Below are 14,439 nucleotides of genomic sequence, written 5' to 3' on the forward strand. Positions count from 1 at the left end.
AGCGGCGCACCCGGGGAACCTCGCCTGTCGCGAGCCCTCTTTCTACGAACTTCTGTGCGGTGGGTCAGTCTGCTCGCGTCGAGCTCGCCCGCACTCTTCCCGTAAAAGCTCACCGCAGGCCGCCGGGTTGGTAGCCATTGCAGGTGCAGGCCGATAACGCGGGACGAACGGGAAGAGGCGGTTACCGCTGAGTGCTCGACGGCTGCCGACGAAGCGCAGGCCAAACGTACAACGTGGCAGTGCCTGGCAACCCCGATACCTTTCGCGCCGCGGCCGCTTGCCGGTCCCGAAAGCCGAATGCGAGGGACACCACCGGGGTGCCTTGCTTCAGCATGGTGTCCAGAAAGGCGGCGAGCTTCGGCATCGGCTTGATCATCAGATAGCAGGCAACGGCATCGGCGTCGCGCAGATCGCATGCGAAGAAGTCGCCTCTTTGCAGGCGGACGTTGGGCATGTTCCGGGTTCGCAAACGAGCGATCCAGTAGGGGAATGGCGATATTTCGATTCCGTGAATGCGTGCTTCGGGGAAAGCACGAGCCAACGCGCTCACGAGCATGCCCCACCCACAGCCAAGCTCGTACAGAACCGCCTGCTCCCGCACGCCGGCCTCTTTCAGCAAGGCAATCACTTCGGCCGCCTCGGCACGGCTCGACGACATCGGAACGACGCCCGTCACGAAGTAATAGATCAGCACCGAGAGCGCGACGACGATGCTGGTCGCCAATATGAGCATCGCAAAGATGTCGGACATCGAAGGCATGGAGGATCGCCTGAAATCGCTATGTCGGTCTATATCCGTTGGGGCCGCGCAATCGCCTAAAACCCCATCTTCAATTGGAACCCGATCGTGAAAGGCAGATTGTCGGAAGGAATCGGCGGCACGAGAATGAAATTCATGCCAACGCGCTTATACGTCACCATGACGATCGGTGCGGCCACCGGCCCGATCGAATGATCGTGACCGATGCCCCATCTGCCATAGTTGTATCCCGAAATGATGCCGCCCATGACGGCGAGCCGAACGAATCCCCAGTGAACGAATTCGGGCGCCCACACGCCCCCGCCGTACCACGACGGACGAGCAAGCGAATTTCGGAACCCGCCTGCGGTCAACGCCCATTGACCGTTGAGCCAGCACTCCACGCCGAGCCCTGGATTCACGTCTTCGAAAGACTGCTCGGGATGAATGTGATGTGACGCAATCATCGCATCGATCCAGAGTCCGCTGCCGCACCAGTTGGCCGCATGCGCCGGCACCGATGACGACAGGACGCCCGCGGCAATAGTCGCCGTCGACAAGGCCACGCGTGCGATCGATTTCCGCGCGTAGCGTGCCACCACTTTCCAACGATGCATGTCCGCTCCGTTCGCCGGTCTGGCGCCGGCCATGAGTTCTCGTTCGTACGGCTCGAGGCCGCTAGCCGCGCACTGTACCGCAATACGCTGGCAAACCGCGCACGAGGAACCGAGGACACGCTCGGTTGAAACAGATCGAACCCGCGACCTTTACGCGTGAACGGACAACCGACCTCAAAGCCCGAGATCGGACAACCCCGGATGATCGTCCGGCCGGCGCCCCAGCGGCCAGCGGTAGAGCCGATCGCTTTCGCGTATCGGCAGATCGTTGATGCACGCAAACCGGCGCGCCATCAAACCATTTGCATCGAATTCCCAATTCTCGTTGCCGTAGGAGCGAAACCAATTGCCCGAATCGTCGTGCCACTCGTAAGCGAATCGCACGGCAATCCGGTTGCCGTCGTGCGCCCAGAGCTCCTTGATGAGGCGGTAATCGAGCTCCTTCGCCCACTTACGGCGCAAGAACGCGACGATCTCGTCTCGCCCATTGACGAATTCGGCGCGGTTGCGCCAGACGCTTTGCGGCGTGTAAGCGAGCGCGACGCGCTCGGGTTCGCGCGTATTCCATCCATCCTCGGCGGCGCGCACTTTCTGAATGGCGGTTTCGCGAGTAAACGGCGGAAATGGCGGCCGCGATTCGTTCGAATGATTCGGATCCGACATGGTCCCTCCTTACGTTCAGGCTAGTGAGAAAGTCTTTGTTCGCAAGAGCGCGCCGCTATACCGATGCGCGAGCATCGAGCAACGTCATGGCCGCGGCGCGCGCATCCCGCGCCGCGCCGGCACTGCCGCTCACGAGCGCCACGCCAATGGCCCCGTCGATCAGAATCAGCCATTGCCTGGCAAGCGATGCGGCCGCTTTTGTGTCTCGACCTGTGTCCGTGACATAGGCGTCGCACATCACGCGAATGAATTGCAGCAACTGCGCCTTGTGCTCGCGTGCGACCACACGAATCGGGTCTTCGGCGCAGCCGATCTCGCCCGACGCATTCAAGAACGCGCACCCATGGAAGTCCGGCGACACAAACCATTCGCGCAGCACCTCGAACATCCCCAGCAATTGCTCGCGGGCCGTCTTCCCGCTGCGCCGCGTACCCTCGATGAACCAGCTCATCCAGCGTTCGTGACGCCGCCGCAACGCAGCGGCGACCAGCGCATCTTTCGATTCGAAGTACGTATAAAAGCTTTTGCGCGTGGTCGCGGACTGCCGGACGATGGCGTCCACGCCGGTCGCATGAATACCCCCCGCATAAACGAGCGCCTCGGCGGCGTCGAGCAGCTTGTCGCGCACACTGCTCCCTGCGGAGCCGCGTTCGTGCTCGCCGGCGCGATGTCGATCCGTATTTGCCATGGCGCTAAGGTAGAACGATCGTTCTCCCTTGTCAATCGAGGTTTCGCATATAAGCTATAAGCCCGATCGAACGCTCAACCACCTCGATGAAAGAACTCAAGACCGCGCGCGTTAAAGCCGCGTACGCCACGCTGTTCGCGCTGATCGCCACGAGCACCGTCTTGCTGCCCGCATGCACCCCATTGCGGGTGGTGACGCATACCGTCGGCACGGACGAAGCGCGCGTTCCCTCGGGCAGCTATGCGCTCGACGCACATCATTGGAGCATCACGTTCGATGTCGACCATTTGAAATATTCGCGCTTTACGATGCGCTTCGACAAAGCGCAGGGGACGCTCGATTGGAAGCCGGGCGGCATGGAAGCGAGCACCGTGGACGTCTCGATCGACGCATCGAGCGTCGACACCAACGTAGCGCTGCTGGACAAGCTGGTGAAAGGACCGGATATGTTCGACGCAGCGAACCATCCAACGATTCGCTTCGTCAGCACGCGCGTCATGCGCACGGGCAACGCCGAGGGCAAGCTGGAAGGGAATCTGACGATCCGTGGCGTGACGCGGCCCGTGGTGTTCGATCTGAAATTCAACGGCTACGGCGTCGATCCGCTGACCAAGGAAAACAAGCTCGGCTTTTCCGCGCAAGGACACTTCAGCCGTTCGCAATTCGGACTCGGGACGTGGTACCCCGCGGTCGGCGACGATGTGCGCGTCAGAATCGAAGCGGAGTTCGCCCAGCACGCGAACGGCGAGGCGCGATAGCGCCCGACGCTCAAGCGTCGGTCCAGTCGAGAATCACCTTGCCGCTTTCGCCCGACAACATCGTGGCGAACGCCTCTTCGTAGTCCGCGACCGCAAAGCGGTGCGTCAGAATCGGCGACAAGTCGAGCCCGCTTTGGAGCATCGCGACCATCTTGTACCAGGTCTCGAACATCTCGCGGCCATAGATGCCTTTGATCTCGAGGCCCTTGAAGATCACCTGGTTCCAGTCGATCGCCGTTTGCGCGGGAGGAATACCGAGCAACGCGACTTTGCCGCCATGATTCATCGCTTCGAGCAAGCTCGTGAACGCGCTCGGGACGCCGGACATTTCGAGGCCCACATCGAAGCCCTCCGTCATGTGCAGTTCGGCCATGACATCGCGCAGCGATTCGCGCGCGACATTCACGGCACGCGTCGCCCCCATTTTGCGCGCGAGTGCCAGGCGATAGTCGTTGACATCGGTGATGACGACGTTGCGCGCACCGACATGCCGCGCTATCGCGGCCGCCATGATGCCGATGGGGCCCGCGCCGGTGATTAACACATCCTCGCCGACGAGATTGAACGAGAGCGCCGTATGCGTCGCATTGCCGAACGGGTCGAAAATAGCCGCGAGATCGTCGGAGATCTCGTCGGGAATCTTGAAGGCGTTGAATGCAGGAATGACGAGAAATTCCGCGAATGCGCCCGCGCGATTGACGCCGACCCCCACGGTATTGCGGCACAGATGCCGGCGTCCGGCTCGGCAGTTGCGGCAAAAGCCGCAGGTGATGTGACCTTCGCCCGATACGCGATCGCCGATGGAAAAACCGCGCACCTCCTGCCCCATCGCCACGATTTCGCCGACGTACTCGTGGCCGACCTGCATCGGCACGGGAATCGTCTTTTGCGCCCAGTCGTCCCATTTCCATATATGGATGTCGGTTCCACAGATCGCGGTCCGCTTGATGCGGATCATGACATCGTTATGACCGACCTCGGGTTTCGCCACACGCGTCAGCGTCAAACCAGGCGCCCGCTCCAGTTTCGCCAGTGCTTTCATCGTTTTCGCCCCTTGCCTTTCAAACGATGCCAAGCGATTTGCCGACCCGCTTGAAGGCGTTGACTGCACGATCGATCTGTTCGGGCGTGTGCGCCGCGCTCATTTGCGTGCGAATGCGCGCACGCCCTTTCGGCACGACCGGATAAGAAAAGCCGATGACGTAGACACCCTCTTGCAGCAACGCATCGGCCATGCGCGAAGCCATTTGTGCATCGCCAAGCATCACCGGGATGATCGGATGTTCGCCCGGCACGAGCGTAAAACCGGCCGCGCTCATTGCCTCCCGAAAACGCTCACCATTGGCGCGTACGCGACCCCGCAACTGGGCGCCTTCGTCGCTTCGCAACAACTCGAGCACGGCGAGCGATGCTGCCGCGATACTGGGCGCGAGCGTATTCGAGAAGAGATAAGGACGCGAACGCTGGCGCAGGAGTTCGACGATTTCGCGGCGCGCCGCGACATAACCGCCCGACGCGCCGCCAAGCGCCTTGCCGAGTGTGCCCGTCAGAATGTCCACGCGACCCTCGACGCCGCAGTATTCGGGCGTGCCACGGCCATGTTCGCCGATGAAGCCGACCGCGTGCGAATCGTCGACCATGACGAGCGCGCCATAGCGATCGGCGAGTTCGCAAATGCCGGCGAGATTCGCAATGATGCCGTCCATCGAAAAGACACCATCGGTTGCAATCAGCTTGAAGCGTGCCCCGGCCGCGTCGGCCTCGCGCAACTTCGCTTCGAGATCGGTCAGATCGTTGTTCTTGTAGCGGTAGCGTTTGGCTTTCGAGAGCCTCACGCCGTCGATGATGCTCGCGTGATTGAGCTCGTCACTGATGATGGCGTCGTTCTCGTCCGTCAGCGTCTCGAACAATCCGCCGTTTGCGTCGAAGCAGCTCGAATAGAGAATCGAATCGTCTGTGCCGAGAAATTCGGAAATGGCATGTTCGAGCGTCTTGTGCACGGATTGCGTGCCGCAAATGAATCGCACCGATGCCATGCCGAAACCATCGTCGTCGAGCCCTTGCTTCGCCGCCGCGATCATGCGCGGATCGTTCGCGAGACCGAGATAATTGTTCGCACAGAAATTCAGCACTTTTTCGCCGTTTGCGAGCTGGATGGCTGCGGATTGCGGACTGGCGATGACGCGCTCGGATTTGTAAAAACCGTCGGCCCGGATCTGGTCGATCGTCTTGCGCAAATGGGCAAGATAGGTTTCGCGCATCGTTGCTGCTCCTGTGAGAGTCGGTACGAATCGCGCCCTCCCCGGATCGCGGGTCGATGCGCTCATGTAGCTGTTATAGTCGGTCATCGTCGATATCGGACGATTTCAATTTTTCGAACATAAGTTCGATATATCGAACAACTTTAAGCGATCGGAAACCAAATGGCAAGCACGGGCAACCGGCGCGGCCCGCACGCGTCTTCACCCGCCGTTGGAGCGAGCCCCGCCAGCGCCGCGCCACCGCGCGTCGGTGAGCAAATTCAGCGGCTCAGAATGGATCGCAAGATGACGCTCGACGACCTGTCTCGGGCAGCGGGGGTGTCGAAGTCGATGCTGTCGGAGATCGAGCGCGACAAGGCAAATCCCACCATCGCTGTCGCATGGCGGTTGACGAACGCGCTCGGCGTCAGCCTCGACCAGCTGTTCGCCACGCACAAAGCGCCGGAAACCATCACCGTAGCAGGTCCACACGATATTCCGACGCTCGATGGGCACGAAGCGAAGTATCAACTGCGCGTATGGGGCCCCATCGAGCTCGCGGGCAAATTCGAATGGTATGAATTGACGTTGCAAGCCGGGGGCGCCCTCGTCTCCAATGCTCATGAACCGGGTACGCGCGAACATCTGACCGTGCTGCAAGGTTCGGTCGAGGTCGAGGTCGACGGGGTGGTCAAGCGCCTGAAAACCGCCGATACGGCGCGTTACGTGGCGGATGTCGATCATGCGGTGCGCAATGCTGGCAAAAGTGAAGCCAAAGCGTTGCTCGTCGTCATCCACGGATAATTTCAACGCTCGACTGGCTGCAGTCTTCGGTCACGATACTGTATATTTGTACAGGTTATCTCGATATTCGAACCGGCCATGAGAGAACAAGACCTCGCTGCAATACGCTTGCGGGCGGCAGCCCGCGACCTCGAACAAATCGTCCGCCATATCGCAGCGCGCTACATCGTCCAGGGCGTGCCGCTGACATGGCGCCTGCTTCATGCCATCGAAGCCGAGGCGCTCGCCGATCTCGGTTTCGCAAGCCGCCACGAAGCGTTCATCCTCGATCTGTTCAAGCGCCCGGCGGACCTGGCTTATCCCGAAACAGACGACCCCGCCACGTTCGGGCGATCGAACGCGCTGCCAGCCGCGCTGGCGTTCGCAGTCGCGGCGTATGAAGAAGCACAGGAAAAACCGCCGGCCGGCGGCACGCGAAAGCAGGCGGACCGGTCACCCCGCGCTCAAGGCCAGCGCGGCTAAGCGGCGCGTGCATGCGCGGACGGCTCCTGGAGACACTCACGCAAGCCCTCCCGAAAAAGCTCACCTTGAGCGTCGGGCCCCGGGCGGACTGAGTCGCAGGCAGCTCGACCCGTCAGGCATGCGAATCTGTGCCGTGCCCGCTCATGAAGCGGGTTACCGCTTCGAGCCGTGAATGGCCGACCCCCGACGAATGCTCGCATTCGGGGCACTGCAATTCGTAACCATCGTCGAGTTGACCGAGTTCCGGCTCGCCATCCGGACACTTCGGGCAACGAGCGGGCAGCAATACATGCCCATCGAGCAGCGTTCCGAGCGTGGCGAAATGCGCATCGCTCAGTCGGCCGGCCAGCGCAAGCTCGCAGACGACATCGGCTAATTCCGGCGAAACAGCGGAGCGTGCACGTAGCGCATCGAGCTCGCGCGTCAAGGCATCGATTTCGTCGGACTGCCCGCGCACCTGCGTTTCGAGGCGATCGGCCTTTCCCTTGGCGGCACTCAATTGCTGAATGAAGTCGAATTCTTTCCGGCTGGCATCGCGAATTCCGGCCTGATAGGTACTGGCCATACTGCGCAACGAATCGAGCTCGACCAGCATCGGCTTGACCCGGCGCTCGGCTTCGGCGATCGCATCTTTGATCTGAGCGGCGTAGTGCTCCGCGTTTTGCCGCATTTCCGCGTGAAGCGAATCGATGCGTTCGCGTAATTTTGCGTTCGTCGCGCGTTCGTCATCGAGCAACCGGGCGAGCTTTTCATTGTCGACCAGGAGTCGCGCTGCGGTAGCGGACAATGCCTCGTGACTCGATGCGCGCTGTGTCTGCGCACTGGCGGACTCGGCCTCGAGTTCGCGTACGCGTGCCCAAGCAGTCTGAGCGAGAGACTCGCTGCGTTGGAGCGCCTCGTTCAGCGTTTCGTGGCGAACCTCGGCATCACGCACGCGGCGTTGAGCGTCTTCGAGTGTCGCCTGTATTTCGAGGCGCTCGGCCTCGAGCATTTCTTTCGCATGCGCGAGTGCCTGCTCGAACAGCTCGCCGAGCAGTTCTCCGGCCTTGTCTTCCAGCGACGACGGAATCGCCCCTGCGCCGATCTTGACCTTCGCAGTTTCGCGAATACGTTCCCAGAAATGATCGATGTCTTTTGGGATGTCGCTCGCGCTACCGGTTTGCGTCAACTCCCGCACAGTAGCCATCGAAGGACGGATGCCCAAATCGAAAAACAACCGCTTGCACGCATGGAGCGACAATTCGCGGCGATGCAGGCCGCGGGCCTTCATCGATTCCAACTCTTGCCGGATCAGCTGTCGTTGCTCGTCTAGGATGGACATGAACGCAAACTCGGTTTCAATGCGTTCGGATCATAACGGATTACGTAGCAAACAATACGTTAGAACGTCGATCTGTCGTTTTTCGGCGACTGACCAGTTGCATCGTCGATCCGAGGGCTTCCGCGGCGGGGCGGTGCGAGCAGATCCGTGAAACAAAGCGAAGGAGCTCAAGCAAACCTTTGATTGCAAAGGGAAGTATCCAAGCACCGTCGATAGCGCTCATGTTTCACGCACACGTGTCCTCCAGCCGTGGGAGGTTTGCCCAACATTTTTCAACTACACACGACGGTCTTTCTTGAGAGTCATAGAAGTAAACACCCTTGAACCTTATTTAAAAACGTTAACGACTCCGTAATCCCTTGCTGCTCATGGGTTTGCGCGGTGCAACGTGAGCTTTTGCGGGGGCAATCGTGAGACGTTGCGGGAGCGTTGCGTGATGGGGTTCGGGAATGACCGTGAGCCGCTGCGGGATAGGTCGTGAGCGGATTCGGGAGCCCGACCGAAGACGGGCTCGCCGAAACGTGAGCCTTTACGGGATCGCTCGGGCGCCTGCGTCCCGCCCTTCGTGGCACGAGGATCCGGTAGCACCATCGAGTAAGTGAGGTGTTTCGGGAGCGCTGTGCACCGCGATTTACATGTCCAATCTACCCCCCTGAGAGGCCAACGTGAGCAAACACGGGAACCATGGCCCATTTGAGGTGAGGCTTTTCAGGAGCACATCGCCGTTTGCCGGGGAGGTCCTCTGAAGGGTGAGCTTTTACGGGACTATGCCGATGGTTTCGCGTCGACGGCCTTCGCGCGTTCTGCTGCTCTCCGGCGGCATTTTCTACGGTGAGCATTTTCGGGACCTTTGCGAAATTGCTGCGCCATTTAACAGGAGCATGCCTGCGCGCACTCGAAGGTGAGTATTTGCGGGATGCGTTGAGGCCGGTCGCCTCTGGGGACTAAGAAAGTCAGTCATTACTCTCGCCGCGAGCCGCGCCGGCGTTGATTGGTGAGTGCTTATCGGGGCGTGCGGTAGACGCAAAGGTGAGGGTTTGCGGGGAGCTTTCGTGGATGGCGGCATAGCTCTTTCATCGGGGGTTCGTCTGTCTGAGGTGAGGGAATACAGGAGAGGCAGCGATGAAAGAGGTTTCTCGAGGAGTTGTCTCTAAGTGCAGGTAGCGACAGATAAATTTGCTGAGCACTGATCGATAGGTGAGACTTTGCGGGGGTGAGCGGATCCATGGTCGACGAGAGCCGGATCGCTCGTCGCGAGGCACAAAGGTGAGTGTTTTCAGGACCATTGCGAAGGCCGTTTTTCGGGCGTTGCGGTTGGGACCGCGATCGGACGGGCCTTGTACGGTATGTCAGGTGAGGGGTTTCGGGATGCTCTGTCGGTACCTGCTGCGAGCCGATATCGCACTACGGGCCCCGCGAGCGCTTCGCCGTACGCCAGGTTGCGGACGTCGTTGCGATTTGCAGCGGCGTTGCCTATTGCTTGCAGCTCTGCGCGCGTCGGTCGAGGTGTGAGCGCGCGAGTTCGACCATCTGGGAATATGTGAGTCAGCCTGCGAGTCAAGCGGGTTCTTCCGGGCGGAGCGCGGGTTCGTCGTGAAATCGCGACAATCGATAAAGTGAGCTTATTCAGGACCCTGCGCAGGCATTTCGCACCGCCTGTCGACCACTCACTTTGCGCTATGCCGCAACAGACAACGCTCGTTGCGCGACTCCGTCTTCCGGCTAGGTGAGCGTTTTCGGGATTCACCGGAGGTGAGGCGCCGTTTCTTGGCCAGATTCACCAAACACGGTGAGAGCCTGCCTATAGACGAGGTTCACCGCACTCCGGTATGCTCTTGGCAAATCTCTTCTTGACCTGACGCATGGCAACGAAGCGCGCGAAGAAAACCGATGTGGTGAGTCCAAGCTCCGCCGAGTTGCGCAAAGCGGTCGAGGCCATCGCGATTCAGCCGAAGAGCGGCAAAATCACGCTGCTCACCCGCAAGCTGTTCAACGTCCTGCTGGCTGTTGCGCAGCAGGCGGACGATTCGGGCGATACGTACAGGGCACTGCTGTCGGACATCGTTGCGAACTCCGCCTTCGACTCGAACGACACGGCGCTCGTCAAAGAACATTTGCGTCGCATGGTGTCCGTGCAGGTCGAATGGAGCCAGGGCACGTCGAGCCAGAAGCCGGGGCGCAAGTGGGGCATCTCGACGCTGATTGCCGATGCGGAAATCCTCGAAGATCCCGCCACGCGCCGCGTGTGGGTGGAGTTTTCGTTCGCGCCGAAGATCAAGAAAAAGCTCCTCGACCCGGTGCAGTATGCACGCTTGAGCCTGCAGTTTCAAAGCCAATTGCGCAGCAGCGCGGGCTTGGCGCTGTACGAGATTTGTGTGCGCTACCTGACGAATCCGAGCCACCTCACAATGCGCGAATCGTGGGCGTGGTGGCGGCCGATTCTCTCCGGTACGCCCGATACGGAAGCTGGCGACGAAGCGAAACGCGAGTACAAGTACTTCAAACGCGACTACCTGCGGCCCGCTATCGCCGAAGTGAATGCGGTGACGAACATCTTCGTCGAGTTGATCGAACATCGCGAGGGACGCAGGGTGGCGGAGATACAGTTTCGGGTGACCGAGCGCAAACAGCCCATGCTCGCGCTGGATGAACATCCGAACGTCTTCGACAGCACACTCGTGGACCGCATGGTGAAGCTCGGCATTCCGCTCAAGGAAGCGCAAGCGCTTTATGCGGACAGTGAAGAGAATCGAATACGCGCCGCGCTGCAGATGACCGAGCAACGCATGCGCAGTACCACGTTGCCCCCCGTTCGCAGCGCGGCTGCCTTGTTCAAGGACGCGCTGAAGAAAGGCTATGCGCCTGCCGTGGAGATTCCAGCGCCGGCAGAAGGTGCGGCCAAGGCCTCGGCTATCTCGGCGCCCACGGACGAGCTCAAGGCACGGCTCGTCGACGAGTATGGCGCTTACCGCCGCAAGGAAGCCAAGGCGCTTTACGAGGAGCAAGGCGAGTCCGAGCAGGAGCTGGCTAGGCGCTCGTTCGAGGAGGACACCCTGGCTGAGCTCGGTGCGCACATGCGCGACGAATGGCGCCGCCGTGGGCTCAATTCCAAGTTGGTCGAAACGGCATTTTTCGACTGGCTCGCACGCAAGACTTGGGGTGAGCCGACGGACGGCGATCTACTCGCCTTTACGCTTCGCCATTCGCGCGCGACTGCGTAGGCGCCGCTGCGGTATCTTCGCTTCGCCCTATCCCACCCCACCCCTTCTTCTGCGATTCGTCTTCGGGGCACGCTGCCCTACTGTGCGGGCAGCAGAATTGCCTCGAGCTGGCGAAGAATCTCGTCGCGCTTTTCCCGTGCCAGCCCACGTAGCCGCAACTCGATGCGGTCATCGCCGTAGGATTTCAACTCTCCCACCGACGCGCCGTCCAACTTGATCTCCACGCGCTGGGCGTAACGCTGCCTGCCAACGGGCTTGGAATTTTCCTGCGGGCCGGTGCGGCCTTTGACGATGTCGGCGACTTGGCGCGTGCTCAGATCGTCCGAGAGAATCTTGTTGATCAGTCGCAGCGTGGCTTCGACACCTCGCGCGGCATGATATCGGCCGACCTGATAAGCCATGTTCGAGCCGAAGCGATCGGGCCTGGCAACCATCTCCTGCATGATCGATTCGGGCAGTTTCGACAGAGAGAGTGCTACCGCGACGGTCGATTCGTCGAGGCCCAAATGTTCAGCGAGTTCCTTTTGGCTCTGGAAGTGCTGTTCGTCGAGAAAGCGACGCCACACTACCGCATTGTCGAAAACCGTCTGCGAATCACGCTGGACGTTCAGATCGTAGCCAAGCTTATAGCTCTGGATGCCGACGGGAAGGTCAACGACGATGGCTTTGACGGTTTCCTTGTTGGCCTCCTTGAGCGCTCGGACACGACGGCCGCCGTCGCTGACGAAGTAGGTGCCCGGATTGCCGTAGTCGGGAATGACGTGGATGGCCTGCTGTTGCCCTTGCTTCGCCAGATTCACCGCCAGCTCCGCGATCGAAGCCTTGATATAGAAATGGCGCGGATTGAATGGGCTCGGTTTGATCGCCTTGAGATCGAGCTCGATAACTTGCCCCGGAGTGTAGCCATGGGTCACGCGCCAAGCGCGGTATTCGGGGGACTCGTTCGCATCATCGTTATCAGCGGGAGCAGTCATCGTGGTCGTCTTCGGCGTCAGCTTCGAAGGCGATGCTGCATCGTTCTTGACGAGGGTATCGATGGCGTTGAGCCGATCGAGCGCCGTTCGCTTTTCACTGCTCGTGGTATCCGGCCGCGCTTGAAAGCCTTTGGCGAATTGGGACGGTTTCATTGAGGGTCCTTTATGCGCATAAACTCAGGGGAGCAAGGCCGCGATCTCGTCGGCACAAGCGCGAATTTCCGCCGCGGCGAGCTTCGCGCCCCGGTCGTTCATCTGCAATACGGTCTGACCGAGAGCCATTGCCTGCTTGTATGCCTCTCTCGTCGGAATCTGTGTTTTCAATAATGGGAAGCCGAGGTCTTCCAGCGCGCGCTTGAGTTCGCGCGTCAGCATTCTTTTTTCCTCGGTCTTGTTGAGTAGAAATACCGCCTTCAGATCCTCGTTCATGACTTGCGCCTGCTGAACAAGCTTGACCAGTCCTACGCTCGACCAGTAGTCAGCGGGCGACGACGACGTCGGAATCACTGCAATCGACGCGGCAAGCAGGACCACGCCCGAGACTTTCTCCGTAATAGACGGCGGGCAATCGACGACGATAACGTCGTAGTCGCCGATGAACTTCTTTATCTCGCGGTGAATTTGCCCCCCTGCCTCTGCGAGATTGACGACCGGGAACGGGATGCCGGTGTCTCCGTCGGACGACGCGCTCGACCAATGAATGAGAGTGTTTTGGCCATCGGCGTCGACCACGAGGACTCGCTTGCCTTTCTCGTGAAAAGCCGCACCGAGATGCATAGCGATGGTGCTTTTGCCGACTCCGCCTTTCTGTTGGGTAACCGCGACGATCTCAGCTGCCAATTTATTCGCTCCGTAACAGGTCGATGAATTCTACCTGGGAGATTTTTTATTTCAATGATTTATGTGGCTCTTGCGCGACGATATGTCGTTTGGACGAGGGTTTATGCGCATAAACCGCCCTTGGCGCGAGCGGGATGCGTTTTTCGATGAGAGGCCTTCGTCGCTGGACGTCAACAGCGGCTTTTTGCGTGGTGGGCGGTTCCCATCGAAACGCCCTAGCTTACGGGGCGCAGCTTGCATCATCGGGCGTTGTCTTTAAGCTGGTTCGAGAGCCGAGAGCCGAGAGCCGAGAGCCGAGAGCCGAGAGCCGAGAGCCGAGAGCCGAGAGCCGAGAGCCGACTACATCGTGCGGATCTGAACAACCCAGAACACTGGCTAGCGTCTCGTGGATCTAGCGCGTGCATGACGCGAACCGCACGCCGAGCGCGCGCGGCGTGGCGACATTGAATGCTTGCGCAATTGCGTCGGCCGAAAGCGTTTTCTGGATCGACGGACACCTGTATCAGGCGCCTATCGCCGGATCGGAATGGCGTCCACTCTTTGATGCCCCGTCGCAGACCGGTCTTCGTGGCTCGCGCCCCTCGGTGATCGCGCTTTTGCACTCTTCCGGTCGTCGGCCACTGGGCAACGCTTTATGCGCATAAAGTCCTCAGTTCCCGCGGACGGTTGCCCGTGCCAAATGACAACCAAACGTTGCGCTGGGGCTGACGAGTAGCCCGTAACCTGGCCAGAGGCGACCGCCAGCCAATCGGCGCCGAGCAGGCACCTTCTAACAGCACCCGCTGCGCCACGGTCTTACAGTCCATAAGACGCGAACCGATCCGGAGCCAGCTCATTACTACGTCATCGCGATACCTTCGACAAAAAATAAAAATACATTGAATTCGACGACGAGCAATTGGTTTCCTAACAACTCCCCGCTGTCCTGCCGTCGCGCAGCACGCTTATCTCTCGAAGCGCGCCACGTATTTCCGGAGCACATGCACTAACAGCTTGCTGAAATACCACTCGCCTGGTCATCGGACGAGGTGGCCGAAGCGTTGATAAGAAAGCCCTGTCTGCCTCCTGAAGATCATGCGCGGTAGCGACACATTCACCGAGAAGTTGTTCAC

13 protein-coding genes are annotated in these 14,439 nt (G+C 60.1%); 4 read left to right on the top strand and 9 right to left on the bottom strand.

The features are described from left to right. Nucleotides 1-181: 181 nt before the first annotated feature. From GWC77_RS22370 to GWC77_RS22385, 4 genes are all read right to left on the bottom strand, one after another. On the bottom strand, nucleotides 182-760 hold the full coding sequence (locus tag GWC77_RS22370) for a trans-aconitate 2-methyltransferase (protein ID WP_173260395.1): 579 nt from the start codon (nucleotides 758-760) through the stop codon (nucleotides 182-184). A gap of 56 nt (nucleotides 761-816) precedes the next feature. Continuing rightward, nucleotides 817-1,356 carry a hypothetical protein gene (locus tag GWC77_RS22375; protein WP_173260397.1) on the bottom strand — a complete coding sequence of 180 codons (540 nt, stop codon included), beginning with the start codon at nucleotides 1,354-1,356 and terminating at the stop codon, nucleotides 817-819. Nucleotides 1,357-1,530: 174 nt separating this feature from the next. Continuing rightward, nucleotides 1,531-2,019 (bottom strand): nuclear transport factor 2 family protein, encoded by a 489-nt coding sequence (locus tag GWC77_RS22380; RefSeq protein WP_173260399.1) that lies wholly within the window; start codon nucleotides 2,017-2,019, stop codon nucleotides 1,531-1,533. 55 nt (nucleotides 2,020-2,074) lie between these two features. Next, entirely contained in the window at nucleotides 2,075-2,707 is a 633-nt protein-coding gene (locus GWC77_RS22385; protein WP_173260401.1) for a TetR/AcrR family transcriptional regulator, read from the bottom strand. An 86-nt stretch (nucleotides 2,708-2,793) separates the two neighbouring features. On the opposite strand from GWC77_RS22385, the gene GWC77_RS22390 reads away from it, so the two are divergent. Continuing rightward, nucleotides 2,794-3,465, top strand: a complete 672-nt coding sequence (locus tag GWC77_RS22390; RefSeq protein ID WP_173260403.1) for a YceI family protein — start codon at nucleotides 2,794-2,796, stop codon at nucleotides 3,463-3,465. A gap of 10 nt (nucleotides 3,466-3,475) precedes the next feature. Here the strand turns inward: GWC77_RS22390 and tdh are convergent, their stop codons facing one another. Next, nucleotides 3,476-4,507, bottom strand: a complete 1,032-nt coding sequence (gene tdh, locus GWC77_RS22395; protein WP_173260405.1) for an L-threonine 3-dehydrogenase — start codon at nucleotides 4,505-4,507, stop codon at nucleotides 3,476-3,478. A gap of 19 nt (nucleotides 4,508-4,526) precedes the next feature. Continuing rightward, nucleotides 4,527-5,726 carry a glycine C-acetyltransferase gene (locus tag GWC77_RS22400; protein WP_173260406.1) on the bottom strand — a complete coding sequence of 400 codons (1,200 nt, stop codon included), beginning with the start codon at nucleotides 5,724-5,726 and terminating at the stop codon, nucleotides 4,527-4,529. Between the two features lie 162 nt (nucleotides 5,727-5,888). Here GWC77_RS22400 and GWC77_RS22405 point away from each other — a divergent pair, with 162 nt between their 5' ends. Both GWC77_RS22405 and GWC77_RS22410 read left to right on the top strand, forming a co-directional pair. After that, complete coding sequence (locus GWC77_RS22405; RefSeq protein WP_173260407.1) at nucleotides 5,889-6,509, top strand: helix-turn-helix domain-containing protein; 621 nt, start codon at nucleotides 5,889-5,891, stop codon at nucleotides 6,507-6,509. 78 nt (nucleotides 6,510-6,587) lie between these two features. After that, nucleotides 6,588-6,971: a DUF2471 family protein gene (locus GWC77_RS22410; protein WP_173260409.1), complete on the top strand. Its 384-nt coding sequence runs from the start codon at nucleotides 6,588-6,590 to the stop codon at nucleotides 6,969-6,971. Between the two features lie 112 nt (nucleotides 6,972-7,083). Here GWC77_RS22410 and GWC77_RS22415 read toward each other — a convergent pair whose 3' ends face one another. Continuing rightward, nucleotides 7,084-8,292 carry a DNA-binding protein gene (locus tag GWC77_RS22415; RefSeq protein WP_254367094.1) on the bottom strand — a complete coding sequence of 403 codons (1,209 nt, stop codon included), beginning with the start codon at nucleotides 8,290-8,292 and terminating at the stop codon, nucleotides 7,084-7,086. A 1,862-nt stretch (nucleotides 8,293-10,154) separates the two neighbouring features. On the opposite strand from GWC77_RS22415, the gene GWC77_RS22420 reads away from it, so the two are divergent. Then, nucleotides 10,155-11,513, top strand: a complete 1,359-nt coding sequence (locus GWC77_RS22420; RefSeq protein ID WP_173260410.1) for a replication initiation protein — start codon at nucleotides 10,155-10,157, stop codon at nucleotides 11,511-11,513. 77 nt (nucleotides 11,514-11,590) lie between these two features. On the opposite strand, the gene GWC77_RS22425 is transcribed toward GWC77_RS22420, so the two are convergent. Further along, a complete protein-coding gene (locus GWC77_RS22425) occupies nucleotides 11,591-12,640 on the bottom strand; it encodes a ParB/RepB/Spo0J family partition protein (protein ID WP_173260412.1) in 1,050 nt (349 codons plus the stop codon). Between the two features lie 24 nt (nucleotides 12,641-12,664). Then, the gene (gene parA / locus GWC77_RS22430; RefSeq protein ID WP_173260413.1) at nucleotides 12,665-13,327 is read right to left on the bottom strand and encodes a ParA family partition ATPase; all 663 of its coding nucleotides are present in this window, start codon (nucleotides 13,325-13,327) and stop codon (nucleotides 12,665-12,667) included. Nucleotides 13,328-14,439: the final 1,112 nt, after the last annotated feature.

The organism is Paraburkholderia sp. NMBU_R16 (assembly GCF_013282575.1).
In the GTDB taxonomy this organism is placed as follows: domain Bacteria; phylum Pseudomonadota; class Gammaproteobacteria; order Burkholderiales; family Burkholderiaceae; genus Trinickia.